Origin of the sequence: Methylobacterium sp. ME121, from assembly GCF_000974725.1 — a bacterium.
In the GTDB taxonomy this organism is placed as follows: Bacteria; Pseudomonadota; Alphaproteobacteria; order Rhizobiales; family Beijerinckiaceae; genus Methylobacterium; species Methylobacterium radiotolerans.
Map to the genome: position 1 here is coordinate 26,429 of NZ_BBUX01000028.1, position 15,018 is coordinate 41,446.

The window sequence follows — 15,018 nt, forward strand, 5'->3', positions numbered from 1 at the left end:
CTCAGCCCTCCGCGTCGGGCAGATCGGCCTTGCGGCGCTGCATGCTCGACTTCCAGGCCATCCGGTGCGCGTCGTTGGCGCCGGTCTGGTCGCGGTCATCACCGGTCGACGCCCACCACTTCGCGACGTCCTGCTTCGTGGCGCAGGCGGCGAGCTCGCGCTCCTGGTGGGCGGTGTACGCGGCGATCGCGTCGTTGCTGGCGGGCGGCGCCTCGGCGGCCGGGGCAAGGCTGACGGCGCGCGGTGGTGCGGGCGGCGGCAGGTCGTCGGCGAGCGGCGCCGTGGCCTGGCATCGAGCGAAGGCCGCCTGCAGGTCGTCCAGCAGCAGCTTCACCACCGTGTTGTCGATCTGGCCCTGCTGGGCGAGGTCGACACGCTGCGGCTTGGTGTCGGCCCAGATCTTCCGGAGCCGGTCCTCGTCCTCGGGCGCCTTCGCCGCCGCCGCGGCCGCGCGGATGAAGATCTGATAGTGCCCGCCGCCCTTGAACTCGGCCGGGATCTCGAACGGGTCGGATGCGGGCGGCAGCAGGTTGAGCGGCTTCCCGCCGGACGCCTGTGCAATCGCGGCCTCGCCCGGGAAGCCGCTGGTATCGGGCGCGGGCGCGGCGGCGCCGCTGGCCGGGCCGACGCGGTCGAGGTGCTGAGCCTTCAGCTTGCGCGCCGCCTCGACGCCGCCCTCGTAATCCGACAGCAGGGCCTCCGCATCGAAGTCGGTGTAGGCCTCCTCGATCGCGTCGGCCGTGCCCTGATACGAGAGCTTGTCGTCGAGCTCGGCGAGCAGCGAGTCCTTCGTGACGACATCCTCGGCCTCGCCGTCCACAACCGCCGCGAGGGTCGACACGACCTCCTGGGGCGCGCCGGCGGCCTCTGCCTCCTCCAGCTTGCGCTGATCTGCTGCCGGGTCCGCGGGCTGGTGCTCGATCACCTGGGCGACCGGCTGCTGCTGGACCTGCCGGCGCGGCTCGGCCGGCGGCGGCGTGTCGGCGCGCCCAGGCCGCCCCTCGTCCTCGATCTCCTCGCGCAGGTACAGGCCGCCGAGCACGTCCGCGTAGAGATCGCGCAGCGCAAAGGCCCGGGCGCGCATCTGGAGCATCCGCGCGGGGAATTGCTTCCACGGCCCCTGCTTGTTCCAGAGGCCGGCCTCCTTCGCCTCGGAGACCGAGAACGTGCGGCGGACCGTGTCGGCCTCGCCCCGGCGCTTCGTCTCACAGACCGCGATGCGGCCATCGCCGTCGCCATCGATCCGCTCCTTCACGAACTCGCAGAGCCCGGAAGCGCGGACCAGCGCCATCGCACCGTCGCCCCAGATCGTCGGCCGGCCGTTGACCACCGCGATCTTGTCGACCGCCTGCATGGGCGACAGGCCGACCTCGAGGCCGCGCAGGATCGCGACCATGCACTTCTCCGGGGTCTCCATTCCCCGCGGGGCCATGCCGGCGGCAACGATCGCCTTCCCGAGCCGGTAGGCGTCCTCCATGCTCTGCGGGATCACGGGCTGAATGCGCCCACCCGTGACCATCGGCGGACGGGTATCGGTCTGCGGCACGAGCGCGTTCACGGCAGTTCTCCAGCGGGAAGGGGGCGCGGCGGCTTACCGACCGGATCAGCAGCGCGCGGGAGGAATTGGCCGAGGAGCAAGCAGACCCGCTCGGCGCAGGTGACGCAGCAAGAGACGGTGTTGCCGCCGTATTCGCCGCCGACCTGGGCAACGACGGTCGCGCGCTCCTCGCAGAGGTCGCATCGCGGGTTGGCCCAGCCGGCATTCAGGATCCGGCTGATCTCTGACGGCGTGCGACTGCAGGCGTCGAGCGCTGCGTCGACCTCACCCTTCGACTTGCCGTCGCTGAAGCGCCGCTCCGGCGTCCAATGCGAATACTGCTCGCGCCACCGCTCGATCGCGGAGGCAGAGACCTCGACATCCGTCAGGATGCGGAAGGCCGGCACGTGGCGCTGTCTCACGCTGACGCTCCCTCGGGGGCAGTATGTTCGGGGCTGGCGGCCGACCGGCGCATACGAGCCGCGCGGCTTTCTCGGGCGGCCTCGGCGCGATCCGCCTTGGCGCGCTCCTCGGCGATCCAGATCTCGGCCATCTTCCGAGCGCCGGCCTCGGTGTCCGCGTAGAAGCCGACGCTGAAGCCCTCGGCGCCGCTCTTCGTCCGAGCGATGGCCCGCGCCATGAAGGTCATCGAGGACTTCGGCGGGTCGATCGTGCGGTAGAGCCGCACGTAGACGGCGGGCTGCTTCTCGGCGGGCTCAGCGTCTGCCGCGGTGGCCCGCCTCGCCCGCTCCACTTTCGGCCGGGGCCGGTCGAGCACCGTGCCCTCGGGCCACTCGCCGGTGGCGGCCCACGCGCGGTAGGCCTCCTCCGTCACGGCCATCATCCAGGCCAGGTGATCGACGGAGAACTGCGCCTCGGCCTCGTCGGTCGAGAGCGAGAAGGCGGTGCGCGATCCGAGCTTCACCCACGGCCGGTTGTCCTGGCCCAGCCAGATCGCGACGCCGATGTGCGGGCCATTGGACTCGCGCCGGGCGTAGAAGCCGAGCGAGACGCGACCGGCGGGGATGCAGGACGGCTTGCCGTCGAGCATTCCCCACCAATCTTCGAAGTCGTGGTGGAACGGGGGCGCCGCACGATCGCGGCTATCCGTGGTCACGAGCGCCTGCCCACGCAGAACGCCATGACGAGAGCGCCGAAGGCTGAGCCGCCCATCGCGGAGAGGATGCAGGCGGTGATCATCGGCTGTGCTCCAGCCGGTTGTGCCGCTGGGCGAGAGCCGCCCGCGCGGAGGCCGTCAGATGCCCGGCCCGGTGGATGTCCTGCTGAAGGGCAGCCTCGCGCTGCTCCTGCCGGCGGCGCTGCCTGCGCAGCCAGGCGTCGTCGACGCTGAGTGGCTGATGCGGATCAGCGGCCATTCAGCAGGCCTCCGCATTGGCCGCGTCGCCGATCACGACGATTGCGAGGCTGCGGAGGCGGTCGAGCGTATGCCGGGCCTCATTCACCCGGATCTGCGCCCAGCAGATCGCGGTCGCGTCGAGCGCGCTGCGGCTGGCCGAGTAGCGGGCAATCAGCCCGTTCAGATCAGCTTCGGCGATGGAGAGATTGGTCCGCGCCCGGCTGAGCGGATCGCGTGCAGCCTCGAGGAGGCTCGTCAGCCGCGTCGCCTGTATCGGCGCGCGAGCTGCTGAAAGCTGAATTGTCTGCATAGTGCCCTCGCGCCGTGGGAAAGCGGCGATGGCTTAATCAATCACGAGTTGATGAGGTTGGTCAACGTCACACAACACGCAGTTGATAAAAATCTTAGCCTGGCGTATGAACGAAAAAGCCCCGGTGGACTGGCGGTCCGACCGGGGCCTCAAACGGATGGATGCATGTCGGTGCGCTCCGTCTGGCACTGAAATAATACCACATCGTATTGTTTCGTTCCAGTCGCGCCGTTCTCGGATCTTCCATCAATCAGAGTTCACGGACGGCAACTGCCGTGAGCTGAAATCCGCCTGGCGGCAGCGACGCTGGGGGCGGCGGGACGATCGAAAGGTCGCGGTCCTGGAGGCGAGAACCAGGAGGCTCCCCAGCTCGCACGGCACCTGAAGAGGGCACGCCGGGGGATAGGCCCGAGAGGCTGAGAAGAAGCTCTGAAGGTGTCCGACTCTCGGTTCGGCACTCGGCAGTAAGCGGCGTCCGGCTCCGGCCTTCCTCGCCCCCTGTCAGAGGTAGCTCCTGCGGAGGCTCAGCCCTCACGCGGGTGGCTACCTGTGACAGGTCACAACATCCCCACCTACCTTCCTGAACCGTTCTGAAGAGCATCTCAGATCAGGATAAGGCTCTAAGGCTATTCAGATTGCGAGAAGCTCGTTCCACGGAACGACACGGTGCATCGCCTTGATCGCACCGCGGTCGAATTCAATATCACGAGACGGATTGAATTGCTCGACGACGATCCTTTCGGCAGTCCGTTTCTTGAGCCTTTTGATGTATGCCGCTCCGGCTTCGTTGTGGCCGTCGTCCGGGTGTAATTCAATAACCACGTCATCGCCAATTGCCGGCGGCTTGTCGGGATTGACGTAGACCACGGAATTTTCGCGGTAGACCGGCAACATGCTTTCACCGATCACCCAAACAGCATAGGCGCGTTTCGCATTCGCGATCCCTGGCGGCCTGCGCACGTAATCAACGGTGATCCCATTGAATTGAAAATCGTGATCTTTGCCGCCCATACTCACTCCCAGCACGGGAACATCTAACGGCATATAGATTTGCGCGGCCAGCGCTTCAGTCGGGATTTCCGTGGATTGAATCGCGTTTGGCGTGGGATTAGGCGCATTCTGCACAGAAACAGGCGGCACAGATTGCCGCACCTGAACTTGCAGATCTTCGATCAATTGCTCCTGTTGAGCCTTCCTGTCTTTCAGCCGTGCGGTCCGTTGTCTAAATTTCTCATCTCTATGTTTATACACCAACGAAAGGACAATATTTCTGTCAATTTTGTATAAGTCGCAGATTCTGCGTGCTCGCGCCTCCTCTGGAGCGGTCTTGCCCTTCTCCCAATTGAGCACAGCTTGGCTCGATACTTCGAGAGCGTTCGCGGCTTGCTCTAAAGTGAGCCCTTTGGCCCTGCGGCCTTCTGCTAACAATTCGCCCAGCGACTTCGTCATGTCTGGGATTTCGCAAGGCTCCCTTGACACGTCTAGCAACCGCGACGCTCATCAACCGGGGATTGACCAGCGTTATCAACCTGTGCTTTCATAATTGAATGAGCAAAGTTGAAGCCATCAACGCTTTCTCTCCGCCGCCACCCCGTTGCGACGCGAACGCAGTCGATCAGCGCCAGCTGATGCGCGAAGCTTTGAATCGGGCCGTGCGGGCGGTTCGATTCAAAGCTGCACTTGCGCGGGCGATTGGTATCTCGACTCAAGCAGTCGACAAGTGGGACGTCGTCCCGGCTGAGCGGGTGCTTAAGGTAGAGGAGATCACCGGCGTTTCGCGTCATGACCTTCGCCCAGACGTATTCGGGCCTGCCCCGGAGGAAATTGCGGCTCGATCCGAGTTCGCCTCGGCAGCACTCTGATGGCTAATCTAATGCTTCTGGGCGTACTTGGCCGATGCAAGATGGTGGGCGAACCCGGCCCTAGTCTGCTCGTTGCACTCGACGTTCTCAGCGCGCAGCCAGGCGCCGAGCTCGGTCGACTTCACTTCGACCCGCTCGATTTTGATGCCGTTGGCGGCGAGGCCCGCGATTACGCGGGTGGCGTGTTCCTGCCACTCGTCGAACGTGTCTTGCAGGCCTCCGCCGTCCTTTCCGAGCGCTCTGACTGCTTCGTAGTCCTCCCGTGTGTACCAAGCCACGACGATCAGGTCGGGCTTGGTTTGCGACATCCGCGGCATCGTTTGTCCTCTGAGTCGGAGGCCTGATCCTATGGCGTCCTCTGCTCTTCCGTCACCTGCACAATCCGTCGGCTGCGTTCCCAGCGCTGCCTTCGTCTCGACCGCACCGAAGCGTTCCCAGCGCTCCGTCACGGCTTCCTCAACATCAGGGAAGCCGATGCGCGAATCTTCATCCTCGGTCCGAAAACTTTCGGCTGCTGAACGAGCCGATTCCGTGGGGCGCCTGGGCGCCTTCCTGCGGGCCCGTCATCCGATCAAGACCGCGGCTAACGTCGCGGCCGATACCGGCGTGCACGTCGACACCGTTCAGAAATGGCTCGACAGCGGATGTGCGCCGTCGTGGCCGGCGGCTCTGGCCCTGTTGCTCGCATACGGTGCGGAGCCGTTCTGCGCAGCACTCGGAAAGGATACGCCGGACTGGCTTACAGCCGCCGGTCAGGACGCCGAATTGGCGCGGCTTGAGGCGCAGCGAGAGGCAATCGAGGCCTCGATCGCAGCGCGCCTCGCCGCCCGCAATCGCTGATCTCAGGAGCCATGCATGTCCCCCGGCCTTCGCCAGGTAGTCGCCGCCGTTTGGTTCAGGTTCTGCGCATGGCGCGCGGGCACAGCGGCCGATCGGCATTGGGCCTGGGAAGACCGTGCGCGTCGGGCTCGCCAGTGGGGTGAGCCGCCGGACGATCCCGACGACGACCGCCCCTTCTGACAGCCGTCCCACCAAAGCGCACGACCGAGGAGAGCGCACATGGCCACGACCACACCGCCCGACGTGAAAGAGCAGATCCGGCTCGGCATCGCCAACGCCTGCCTGATGATGCCGGGCACGCCCGAGAAGCGCGCCGAGGAGATGAACCGGCTCTACGAGCTCCTCGATCGCGAGAAGGAGATGATCGCGGACGCGAAGGAGGAAGCCGGCGTCGGCGAGCACGTGAAGCGGCTGCAGAAGATCTTCGGGTTCGCGAAGCCGACCCTTCAGATCATGAAGATCCTCGACAAGGTGAAGACCTCCGGCGATCGCGCCGCGATCCTGACGCAGGTCGGCGTGCTGTCGAAGTCGGTCGGCTACTTGGACAAGGACCTGGTCTCGCTGGCGGAGGATGCCGAGAAGTCGGCCGGCCAGCAGGCGGCCGATCAGGGCTCGGTCTTCGACAACACCAGCGAGGGCCAGCGCCGCGGCGGCAAGGACGCCCAGCCGAAGCATGTCGAGCAGACCGCGGCACCCGCCGGCCCGGCGCCGACGCCCGGCATCCCGCTCGACGAGGCGCTCGCCCGGTTCGAGGAGGCCAAGGCGAAATGGTCGGGCAAGGGCCGGAAGCCGAAGGCCATGGTCGAGGCCCAGGCCGCTCTCGATGCCGCCCAGGCCGAGGTCGATGCTCGGCTGGCGGCGGAAGGCGAGGCCGAGCGCGCCGCCGCGCCGGAGACCGATGGCGAGCCGCTCGCCGATCTGCCCGAAGCCAAGCCCGGCGAGATCACCGGCGCGCTTCGCGAGGGTGCCGCCGAGTCCGAGGCGGACATTCGCGAGCAGGCCGCTAAGCCCGCCAACGACGAGCTGCCGCCGGCCGCCCCGGCGCGCGGCAAGGCGAAGGCCGCCGAGCCGCTGGAGGACGAGCTCCCGCCGCCGGCTCCGCGCCGCAACGTCGCTCACCGCGGCCTCGGCCCCGACGCGATCCACTGAGGTCGCCATGCTGATCGCCGCCCTCGACATCGCGACGTGTACGGGCTTCGCCTTCGGTGCGCCGGGGACGCAGCCTCGCACGGACCTCTGGAGGCTGAAGAAGCCCTCCGAGCACTACGACGTCGTGGGCGGTGCCATGGGCAAGAAGATCCGGGATCTCTGCTTCCTCGCGGACACCCGGCCGGACCTGATCGTGTTCGAGGCGCCGATCCCGCCCTACCAGAGCCAGGGCGATGGTGACCGGAAGGATCCGATTCGGCGGAGCATCGAGAGCATCTGCATCCCGCAGCGCGCCGTCGGCGGCCTCCAGGGCGTCGCCGAGTGCTACGGCATCGAGGTGCTCCCGGCGAACATGCAGACGGTGCGCAAGCACTTCACCGGCAAGGCCCGCTGGGGATCGCCGGAGGCCACCAAGAAGGCGGTGATCGATCGCTGCAAGGCGCTCCGATACGTGCCTCCCACCTTCAACGACGACAACATCTGCGATGCCCTCGCACTCTGGGATTGGGCCTGCGCCGTGCGCGGCCGCCACGTCCCACGCGAGCTGCACATGCACGGCGAGCGCGTGCCCGCCTGACCCTTCCCCACTGCTCTATTCCCAGGAGAGCACTCGTGACCGAGAAGACGTTCGATCTCACCGCCGGCATCGACACGGCCATCGACTACACCGTGAACATCGTCGCCGCCTATGTCCGGATGAACCACGTGGCGGCGAGCGATCTGCCGGGCCTGATCCACTCCGTGCACGGGACGCTGGTCGGCCTGGTGAAGGCGGTCGCGAACCCCGGGCCGGCTGAAGTCGAGAAGCTCTCGCCGGCGCAAGTGCGGAAGTCCATCACGCACGAGGCGCTCATCTCGTTCGAGGACGGCAAGCCTTACAAGATGCTGCGCCGGCATCTCGCCCAGCGCGGTCTGTCGCCGGAGATGTACCGGGCGAAGTGGGGCCTGCCGGTCGACTACCCGATGACCGCCCCGGGCTACTCCGAGCAGCGCTCGCAGCTCGCAATCTCCCTCGGCCTAGGCCAGCAGCGGCGGAAGACGAAGCCGGCCGGCAGAGCGAAAGCCCCACTCGCGGCGTAGCGCCGTGGCCGACGAGTACCCCACGCTGCAGCAGCAGATCGACGAGATCGAAGGCGTCATCGTCAATCGCGTCGCCTGGGTCGAGCGCCGGGCGCAGTTGCAGCGCGATGGGAGAACCGTCCCGCCTGACACCGGATGCACGGCGGCCAGCCTGCCGGGCCTCCGCGCGGCGAAGGCGAGCCTCGAGTTCCTCCGGGACAACATGGACGAGATCCGCACGCTCCTCTGAGCGTGCCCCCGCAGCAGAACGACCTCGATTGTGAGGGCCCCCTGTGTCTCAGACCGAGCCGGCGCACACCCGCAGCGCCATCATCACCGAATTGGCCTGCATCTCCGCCGAACTGGCCGACATGCAGGTCCGGAACGCGGAGATCGCGACGCGGGTCAGCCGCGTCATCCGGGACCTGTCCTGCACCACCGCCCCCGTCCCGCCAGGCGCGGACCTCCAGCAGCTTCGCCAGCGCCTCGGCGCGGTGCGCGGGCGGCTTGAAGCCACCGCCGGCGAGATCAAGACTTCGGCCGAGCGCATCAGCCCGGCCGCACAAGCTGCCCCTTCCCCAGGGACCTTACCTGTAGCCCAGAACGCAGGGCAGCCGGTGCAAGCCCGGGAAGCCCTCGATGAAGCGCCGGAGGGGAAGTCGGGCATAGACCATCGATCCGGCCAATCGAGGGAATGCGTCACGTCAGCCGGGGCGGGGGGCGCGAGCGCAGCCTCAGCCGATACCGCCCCGGCGGCGGACCCGCCGCGTGTGCCTCGGAGAGAGCCTGAGGTGCGCAACGCCGGCGGCGGCATCGTTCAGGACGGCGGGTCGCTGAAGCCGGCGGCCGCCACCGTCGAGAAGGCGCCGCTCGTCCGGGACGTGATCCTCGACGCCTACGCGACCACCACGAAGACGATCGCTGAGATCGCGGAGCATTCCGGATCCACGCGGGACAGCGTGAAGGTGACGCTGAACAAGGCGAGGCATAAGGACGAGCCCCGCATCAAGGCCGGCGACGATCTTCGGGCGCCCAAGACGGAGCCGACGCTGGCGCCCGTCGTTCAGCCGACCGCCCGGGATGTCGCTGACGCGGCCAAGCCGATCGCCGAGGTTCCGGAGCCTCGTCCGATCCCGACGGGTGGCATCGAGATCCCGGCCGGCAAGCTGATCGCCGTCCGCGGCGCCGAGGTGCACGGGCCCGCCGGCATCTGGCGCACGTCGAAAGAGACCGCCAAGGCCTTCAGCATGCTGGCTGACGGTCAGCTCTACGGCCTGGAGACCATGGCTCGGCACGGCGGCCTGACCCCGTCCGTGTGCGTCAACCTCATCGCGATGTGGACAGCCGCCCTCGCCAAGATCGGCATCGAGCTGCACCACCACAAAGGCTACGGGCTACGGCTCCGCGCGATCGGAGGGCAGTCCTGATGCCCGCCCGCGGCCCCGACTATCGCCAGGAGGAGGACGACTTCCTCCGGGCCCACTACGTGAAGCGCGGCGCGCGCTGGTGCGCCGAACGCATGCCCGGGCGCTCCGTCCACTCTCTCACCAAGCGCGTGCGGGTCATCGGTGTGGCCCGGAAGGACGTCTTCGAGAAGGCGCCGACCAGTGACTGGATCGATGCGCAGATCCGGCGCGCTTACACCGGCGAGCGGCCCACAGGCTTCGTCACGGCCTGCGCCAAGGCTGTCGGACGGTCCCGCTACTGGGTGGCGAAGCGCGCCCTAGAGCTCGGGCTGATCAAGTCCCGGGATCAGCGCCCCTGGTCCGATGCCGAACTTGAGTACGCCTCGAAGTGGCCGCTGATCTCCCCGGTGGAGCTGAGCCGCCGCATGCGCCGTCTTGGCTATCACCGCACGCCCGGCGCGATCGCCTACATGCGAACCGAGGGGAAGATCGCGACCACCGACGACGCGCAGTTCACCGCCGCCGGGCTGGCCGAGGCGATGGGCGTCATGACCGCGACCGTGACCGGTTGGGTCAACAAGGGGCTTCTCCGCGCCTCCCGGCGGGGCTGGAATCGGACCTCAGCGCAGAATGGCGACGGCTACATCATCCACGAGCGCGACGTGGCCGCCTTCATCGTCCAGCACACCGCCTACATCAGCCTCGCCAAGCTGGAGCCGAACAAGTTCTGGCTGGTCGACCTGCTCGTCCGCTGCGGCGCCCCGGCGACCGCCACCGGCCGGCAGAAGCGCAGCGCCTCCGACGACTCGCAGGAGGCAGCATGAAGCCCCGCGACGCCCGCAACGTCATGGCCGGCCGCCGCGAGCCGCCGGACAGCCTCGACTTCTTCCCAACGCCGCCTTGGGCCACTCGGGCGCTCACCGACGCGCTGGCGAAGATGGTCGAGCCGAAGCTCAACCTGCGCGTCGCATGGGACCCGGCCGCCGGCGAAGGCCACATGGTCGGGCCGCTCAACGAGGCCTTCAGCTACTGCGTCGCCTCGGACGTGTTCGACTACGGCCGCGGCTACGATGTGACCGACTTTCTCGACCCAGCGCTGACCGTCGGGGGTGCCGGCGTCGTCGACTGGGTGATTACCAACCCGCCCTTCAACACCGCGCTGCAGTTCGCTCTGCGCGGGTTGGAATTCGCACGGGAGGGCGTGGCGCTCCTGGTCCGGACGTCGTGGATCTCGGGCACAGGCCGATTCCGCGATCTCTTCGATCCGCACCCGCCGACCTTCATCTGGCAGTTCTCCGAGCGCTGCGCGATGGTGAAGGGCCGCTTCGACCCGACTGCCAGCACGGCGACGGACTACTGCTGGGTGATCTGGGTCAAGGGCGAGCGCACCCGTGGCGGCGTCGACTTCCGCTGGATCCCGCCGGGCGCGAAGCAGCGGTTCACCCGTCCAGACGATGCCACGCGCTACGGCGCGTTGGCCGATGCCCCGCTGTTCGAGGGGGTTCCGGCATGACTCGCGTCCTCGTCTGCGGCGGCCGCACGTTCGGCATCGTCCCGCCCGACACGCCCCCGGAGGAAATGGAGGCCGAGCGCGCCCGCGCCGAGCATGAGCGCCAGGTGCTTGCCGTCGCCCTCTCGCCGTACGTCGGCGACAGCGGCACCCACGTGGTCATCCACGGGGCGGCGCCCGGTGCCGATTCCGTGGCTGCGCGGTGGGCCGAGCGCCACGATGTCCCCGCACTCGCCTTCCCGGCCAAGTGGAAGAAGCACGGCAAGGCCGCGGGGCCGCTGCGGAATGCCCGGATGCTGGCCGAGGGCCGGCCCGACATCGTGATCGCGTTACCGGGCGGACGCGGCACTGAGGACATGAAAAGCAGGGCGCGCGCTGCCGGCGTGCAGGTGGTCGAGGTCAAGGCATGAGCGCCCTTCAAGCCCGTCTGTCGGACATCGACGATGCCGCTCGCCGCGTCCCGCAGAACATCGATGCCGAGCAGGCACTGATCGGCGCTGTGCTCATCAACAACGATGCCTTCCGGGGGGTGTCGTCCTTGGTCGAAGCCGAGCACTTCCACGAGCCGGCTCACCGCAAGATCTGGGAGGTCGTGGCGGCGCAGATCGGAAAGGGCCAGGTGGCCAACCCGATCACGCTGCAGACCTACCTGGGCAACGCCAACTTCGGTGGCCAGACGGTCACCGCTTATCTCGCCAAGCTCGCCTCCGGCGCCACCACGGTGATCAACGCGCCGGACTACGCGCGCACTGTGGCCGATACGGCGATGCGCCGGCGGCTCATCACCCTTGGCGAGACCATCGTCAGCATGGCGCAGGACGCGCCCGTCGAGGCCACGACGGCATCGCTCCTCGCGGCGATCGAGGGTGAGATCGAGGATCTGAAGCCGCGCATCACGATGGATCTGGCCGACTTCCGATCCTTCGATGATGTCGCGCATAGCGCTATCGAGCGCATGTGCTCAGATTGGCAGAACGAGGGCCAGCCCCGCGGGCTCTCCACCGGCTTGCCGGCACTGGACGAGGTCATGGGCGGCCTAGAGGCTCCCGACCTCATCATCGTTGGCGGTCGGACCGCGATGGGCAAAACCGCGCTGGCCCTGAACGTCGCCGCCGCGACGGCGAAGGAGCTGCACCTCCGTCGGACCAAGCATCAGATGCAGACCGGGGTGGTCGGCTTCTTCTCGCTGGAGATGGGCGACACGCAGCTCTTCGACCGGATGATCGCGGCCGAGACCGGCATTGAATCCTGGCGCATCCGGCGCCGGAAGATGACGCAGACCCAGCTTGAAAAGGTCGTGAACACTGCTCGGGATCTGCGCGGCCTCCCGCTGCATATCGATGAGACCGGCAGCCTGACGATCGCGCAGGTCGCCAACAAGGCCAGGTCGCTGAAGAAGCGCCGCGGCCTCGAACTGCTGGTGATCGACTACCTGCAGCTCATCAAGGGCCGGGAGAACCGTCGGGACCCGAACCGCGCCCAGGAGGTCACCGAGATCTCGAATGGCCTGAAGGCGCTCGCGAAGGAGCTGCACGTCCCGATCATCGCGCTGGCGCAGGTTGGTCGGCAGGTGGATCTGCGAGAGGACAGGAGGCCGCTGCTGTCCGACCTGCGCGAGTCGGGATCGATCGAGCAGGATGCCGACTACGTGCTCTTCACCTACCGGGACGAGTATTACGAGCAGAGCAAGAAGCCCAAGGAGGGCACCGACGCCTTCGCGGCCTGGGAGCGCCGCATGAAGGAGATCGAGGGCGTCGCCGAGGTGATCGTCGCCAAGAATCGCCACGGACGCACCGGCATCGTGACCCTGGGCTATCGTGCTGACGTCACCCAGTTCCTGAACGAGCCAGAGCCCCGCGAGATCGTGCCGGAGGAGGTGCGCCAGCGGGCGGCCAAGAAGCCGACGTTCACGGCCGAAGGGACCATCCTGTACGGCTTGCTCAAGAGCCTGACGCTGACCCGGTCGACGGTCGCGTCGAACGAGCAGCGTGCCTCGGATCATCGCCTCTGCAAGGGGGCCCGGCTCATCCCGCTTGAAGTCGCCCGGGCTGCCTTCCGGTCAGAGATCCTGCCCGAGGAGGAGCCGGAATCGGATGTCGTGAAGAGGCGCTTTAGCGCGGCCTTCACCAGCATCCGCAAGGCCGGAATCGGCCAGTACCACGGCAACGCCGACACCGGCATCCACCTGTGGCTCCCCGAGCTTGTGGCAGAGGGTTGAGTAGCGTCATGACCCAGCATGCCGACACCCGCCTGGCCAAGGCCGAGTCCTCCCGCGATCGATGGGCGGCCGCAGCGAGGAAGCATCGGGAGCGAGAGGCGAAGGCCAAGGCGCGAGGCAAGACGGCCGCAGCCGAGATGGCGCGCAAGGCCGCCGAGACCGCGGAGCGCCACGCTCGAGACAACGCCCGGAGGGTCGACTTCCTGGAGGTGCCGGCGGCCCGCGCCCGTGTCGCCCGGCGGGTGAACGCGGAATCGGCCGGCGTGATCCTGGAGCGCGCCATCGCTGCGGCCGCGTCCACGCCGCATCCAGTCCGCCTGGACCCGAAGGAAGAGCGGCGCCGCGCTCGCGCCTCAGAGAAGCTCGCTCAGCAGCAGCGCCAGACCGAAGAGAGAGCCCGATCCGATTTGCGCCGGGCGGGTCTCGATCACGATCCGCGCACGGCCGCCGCACAGCGCGAGGTCATCATCACCGGCGGGCGCGGCGCCACCGAGAAGCGCGCGATGATCGCCGGCTACGGCTCGCTGATCCGCACCGCGTCGGATCGCACGGGCCCGCGGATCGAGGCCATGCGCCGATTCGACGAGTTGTGCCACCGGGCTTTCGCCGGCCTTTACCCGAACCCGAAGTTCGAGCGCGGCGTGGATGTGTCGAAGCGCCTGCCGGGCGTGCCGGATGATCGTTGCGACGGGCTGGCAGAGATGGATCAGCTTTCGGCCCGGATTGGTGAGGAGGCGAAGGCCATCCTGTTCTTCCGGATCTTCGAGGCGCGCACCTTCACGGCGATGCGCGACATGGGGTTCGGCGGAGAGCGCGAGCTCGCGGTGCTGTTCCTGCGGGCAGTCGACGCGGTGGCTGAATATTATAAACTTACGTGTCAGTCGAAAGCGGTTCTGATGATGGCGCAAGTTGTTCAGCAGGCTTAGCCGCATCTTCCTGCGATTGCCGGTGCGTCAACAGCTTCTGCGGTCCTCCGATTAGCGCAGGCATCCTCTGCATCAATTCATGGATATGGCTTCGATAATAGGGAATTGCTTCCCCAGCTTTTGGCGGCAATACAAACAGATTTGCGGCCAATACGAAAAGACCAACTGTTTTGACGAGTTTATGATCAGATACTTCCTTTCCAATCGCGAGAATATCGAAATTGTATTTTGTTTCGACTTGCAATTTGATCAAATGATCAAGAGTGTGATCGTGACCAAATATCTGGAAATGATTAATGATAAATCGCAAACGACGAACGCCTTCCCGCAGAGGCGTCATCGCCCATTTCGGATAATGTTTGTCTTCATCCAATTCTTTAATCGAGTCTTCAATTGCCGCGAGAAGCTCCTTGCGCTGCTTCTCATCGAAGACAAGGAGCTCGCGATGATGTCGAGCTGTTCGCGAAAACGAGCGAAGGAGACGAAGATTGTCTTTCGGTATGCTGCTATCTACAATCTGATTCCAAGGAGCGGACATATTGGCCGGGTGAATAATCCCAGTCATCTGCCTGACTATCTCTATAAGCCTCTCGCGCAAATCTTCATCAAGATAATCATCTTCAATTTCTTTTAGGAACCTTATAAGACTGCTGCTCCTTTCAGCAAACACTCCAAGAACTTCAAAAAAGCGGATGTCGCCGGTCGGAATATCAACGAAGTCAGCGAGTCCTTCGAAAACTGTGACGCCTTTATCAGAAGAATGGACCAATAAATTGTTAGCCAAAACCGCGAACTCAAAGACTGGGTCGGTCGTAGCAATGGCCTTCACAGCACTTTTCATTTC

Annotated in this window: 20 protein-coding genes; 12 read left to right on the forward strand and 8 right to left on the reverse strand. The window is 66.3% G+C overall.

The window, feature by feature from the left end; genetic code table 11:
- Window position 1: 1 nt before the first annotated feature.
- The 6 genes from ME121_RS17905 to ME121_RS33755 form a co-directional block, all read right to left on the reverse strand.
- Window positions 2-1,558 (reverse strand): recombinase family protein, encoded by a 1,557-nt coding sequence (locus ME121_RS17905; protein WP_059409331.1) that lies wholly within the window; start codon window positions 1,556-1,558, stop codon window positions 2-4.
- Entirely contained in the window at window positions 1,555-1,959 is a 405-nt protein-coding gene (locus tag ME121_RS17910; protein WP_143739294.1) for a hypothetical protein, read from the reverse strand. Before ME121_RS17910 ends, ME121_RS17905 begins: the two co-directional genes overlap by 4 nt.
- Window positions 1,956-2,588 (reverse strand): hypothetical protein, encoded by a 633-nt coding sequence (locus ME121_RS17915; RefSeq protein WP_059409335.1) that lies wholly within the window; start codon window positions 2,586-2,588, stop codon window positions 1,956-1,958. Before ME121_RS17915 ends, ME121_RS17910 begins: the two co-directional genes overlap by 4 nt.
- A 145-nt stretch (window positions 2,589-2,733) precedes the next feature.
- The gene (locus tag ME121_RS17920) at window positions 2,734-2,913 is read right to left on the reverse strand and encodes a hypothetical protein (RefSeq protein ID WP_059409336.1); all 180 of its coding nucleotides are present in this window, start codon (window positions 2,911-2,913) and stop codon (window positions 2,734-2,736) included.
- Window positions 2,914-3,204 (reverse strand): hypothetical protein, encoded by a 291-nt coding sequence (locus tag ME121_RS17925; RefSeq protein ID WP_059409337.1) that lies wholly within the window; start codon window positions 3,202-3,204, stop codon window positions 2,914-2,916.
- 630 nt (window positions 3,205-3,834) lie between these two features.
- Window positions 3,835-4,653 carry an XRE family transcriptional regulator gene (locus ME121_RS33755; protein WP_089231537.1) on the reverse strand — a complete coding sequence of 273 codons (819 nt, stop codon included), beginning with the start codon at window positions 4,651-4,653 and terminating at the stop codon, window positions 3,835-3,837.
- A gap of 98 nt (window positions 4,654-4,751) precedes the next feature.
- Here ME121_RS33755 and ME121_RS33760 point away from each other — a divergent pair, with 98 nt between their 5' ends.
- Window positions 4,752-5,066, forward strand: a complete 315-nt coding sequence (locus ME121_RS33760; protein ID WP_245337845.1) for a transcriptional regulator — start codon at window positions 4,752-4,754, stop codon at window positions 5,064-5,066.
- 8 nt (window positions 5,067-5,074) lie between these two features.
- On the opposite strand, the gene ME121_RS17930 is transcribed toward ME121_RS33760, so the two are convergent.
- Complete coding sequence (locus tag ME121_RS17930) at window positions 5,075-5,374, reverse strand: hypothetical protein (RefSeq protein WP_089231532.1); 300 nt, start codon at window positions 5,372-5,374, stop codon at window positions 5,075-5,077.
- Between the two features lie 166 nt (window positions 5,375-5,540).
- Here ME121_RS17930 and ME121_RS17935 point away from each other — a divergent pair, with 166 nt between their 5' ends.
- The 11 genes from ME121_RS17935 to ME121_RS17985 all read left to right on the forward strand — a co-directional run bounded on the left by ME121_RS17935 (window position 5,541) and on the right by ME121_RS17985 (window position 14,174).
- Complete coding sequence (locus ME121_RS17935; RefSeq protein ID WP_143739293.1) at window positions 5,541-5,906, forward strand: hypothetical protein; 366 nt, start codon at window positions 5,541-5,543, stop codon at window positions 5,904-5,906.
- Window positions 5,907-6,125: 219 nt separating this feature from the next.
- Window positions 6,126-7,055: a hypothetical protein gene (locus tag ME121_RS17940; RefSeq protein WP_059409344.1), complete on the forward strand. Its 930-nt coding sequence runs from the start codon at window positions 6,126-6,128 to the stop codon at window positions 7,053-7,055.
- Between the two features lie 7 nt (window positions 7,056-7,062).
- Window positions 7,063-7,632, forward strand: a complete 570-nt coding sequence (locus ME121_RS17945) for a hypothetical protein (protein WP_059409346.1) — start codon at window positions 7,063-7,065, stop codon at window positions 7,630-7,632.
- Window positions 7,633-7,667: 35 nt separating this feature from the next.
- Entirely contained in the window at window positions 7,668-8,135 is a 468-nt protein-coding gene (locus ME121_RS17950) for a Ros/MucR family transcriptional regulator (RefSeq protein WP_059409348.1), read from the forward strand.
- Window positions 8,136-8,139: 4 nt separating this feature from the next.
- Window positions 8,140-8,364 (forward strand): hypothetical protein, encoded by a 225-nt coding sequence (locus tag ME121_RS17955; RefSeq protein WP_059409350.1) that lies wholly within the window; start codon window positions 8,140-8,142, stop codon window positions 8,362-8,364.
- Between the two features lie 541 nt (window positions 8,365-8,905).
- Window positions 8,906-9,541, forward strand: coding sequence for a hypothetical protein (locus tag ME121_RS17960; RefSeq protein WP_059409351.1), 636 nt, complete (start codon window positions 8,906-8,908; stop codon window positions 9,539-9,541).
- Complete coding sequence (locus ME121_RS17965) at window positions 9,541-10,344, forward strand: hypothetical protein (protein WP_059409353.1); 804 nt, start codon at window positions 9,541-9,543, stop codon at window positions 10,342-10,344. Before ME121_RS17960 ends, ME121_RS17965 begins: the two co-directional genes overlap by 1 nt.
- A complete protein-coding gene (locus tag ME121_RS17970; protein WP_059409355.1) occupies window positions 10,341-11,033 on the forward strand; it encodes a hypothetical protein in 693 nt (230 codons plus the stop codon). The genes ME121_RS17965 and ME121_RS17970 overlap by 4 nt, the downstream gene beginning before the upstream one ends.
- Window positions 11,030-11,440: an SLOG family protein gene (locus ME121_RS17975; RefSeq protein WP_059409356.1), complete on the forward strand. Its 411-nt coding sequence runs from the start codon at window positions 11,030-11,032 to the stop codon at window positions 11,438-11,440. Before ME121_RS17970 ends, ME121_RS17975 begins: the two co-directional genes overlap by 4 nt.
- Window positions 11,437-13,248 (forward strand): replicative DNA helicase, encoded by a 1,812-nt coding sequence (locus tag ME121_RS17980; protein WP_089231530.1) that lies wholly within the window; start codon window positions 11,437-11,439, stop codon window positions 13,246-13,248. Before ME121_RS17975 ends, ME121_RS17980 begins: the two co-directional genes overlap by 4 nt.
- 8 nt (window positions 13,249-13,256) lie before the next feature.
- On the forward strand, window positions 13,257-14,174 hold the full coding sequence (locus tag ME121_RS17985; RefSeq protein WP_059409357.1) for a hypothetical protein: 918 nt from the start codon (window positions 13,257-13,259) through the stop codon (window positions 14,172-14,174).
- Here the strand turns inward: ME121_RS17985 and ME121_RS33765 are convergent.
- On the reverse strand, window positions 14,119-15,003 hold the full coding sequence (locus ME121_RS33765; protein WP_143739292.1) for a hypothetical protein: 885 nt from the start codon (window positions 15,001-15,003) through the stop codon (window positions 14,119-14,121). The genes ME121_RS17985 and ME121_RS33765 overlap by 56 nt on opposite strands.
- Window positions 15,004-15,018 lie beyond the last annotated feature (15 nt).

What these genes read in the sequence shown, in the direction of transcription:
- ME121_RS17915 (WP_059409335.1), bottom strand. Translation starts at nt 2,588, where the DNA reads ATGCTCGACGGCAAGCCGTCCTGCATCCCCGCCGGTCGCGTCTCGCTC.
- ME121_RS17920 (WP_059409336.1), bottom strand. Translation starts at nt 2,913, where the DNA reads ATGGCCGCTGATCCGCATCAGCCACTCAGCGTCGACGACGCCTGGCTG.
- ME121_RS17925 (WP_059409337.1), bottom strand. Translation starts at nt 3,204, where the DNA reads ATGCAGACAATTCAGCTTTCAGCAGCTCGCGCGCCGATACAGGCGACG.
- ME121_RS33755 (WP_089231537.1), bottom strand. Translation starts at nt 4,653, where the DNA reads ATGACGAAGTCGCTGGGCGAATTGTTAGCAGAAGGCCGCAGGGCCAAA.
- ME121_RS33760 (WP_245337845.1), top strand. Translation starts at nt 4,752, where the DNA reads ATGAGCAAAGTTGAAGCCATCAACGCTTTCTCTCCGCCGCCACCCCGT.
- ME121_RS17930 (WP_089231532.1), bottom strand. Translation starts at nt 5,374, where the DNA reads ATGTCGCAAACCAAGCCCGACCTGATCGTCGTGGCTTGGTACACACGG.
- ME121_RS17935 (WP_143739293.1), top strand. Translation starts at nt 5,541, where the DNA reads ATGCGCGAATCTTCATCCTCGGTCCGAAAACTTTCGGCTGCTGAACGA.
- ME121_RS17940 (WP_059409344.1), top strand. Translation starts at nt 6,126, where the DNA reads ATGGCCACGACCACACCGCCCGACGTGAAAGAGCAGATCCGGCTCGGC.
- ME121_RS17945 (WP_059409346.1), top strand. Translation starts at nt 7,063, where the DNA reads ATGCTGATCGCCGCCCTCGACATCGCGACGTGTACGGGCTTCGCCTTC.
- ME121_RS17965 (WP_059409353.1), top strand. Translation starts at nt 9,541, where the DNA reads ATGCCCGCCCGCGGCCCCGACTATCGCCAGGAGGAGGACGACTTCCTC.
- ME121_RS17970 (WP_059409355.1), top strand. Translation starts at nt 10,341, where the DNA reads ATGAAGCCCCGCGACGCCCGCAACGTCATGGCCGGCCGCCGCGAGCCG.
- ME121_RS17975 (WP_059409356.1), top strand. Translation starts at nt 11,030, where the DNA reads ATGACTCGCGTCCTCGTCTGCGGCGGCCGCACGTTCGGCATCGTCCCG.
- ME121_RS17980 (WP_089231530.1), top strand. Translation starts at nt 11,437, where the DNA reads ATGAGCGCCCTTCAAGCCCGTCTGTCGGACATCGACGATGCCGCTCGC.
- ME121_RS17985 (WP_059409357.1), top strand. Translation starts at nt 13,257, where the DNA reads ATGACCCAGCATGCCGACACCCGCCTGGCCAAGGCCGAGTCCTCCCGC.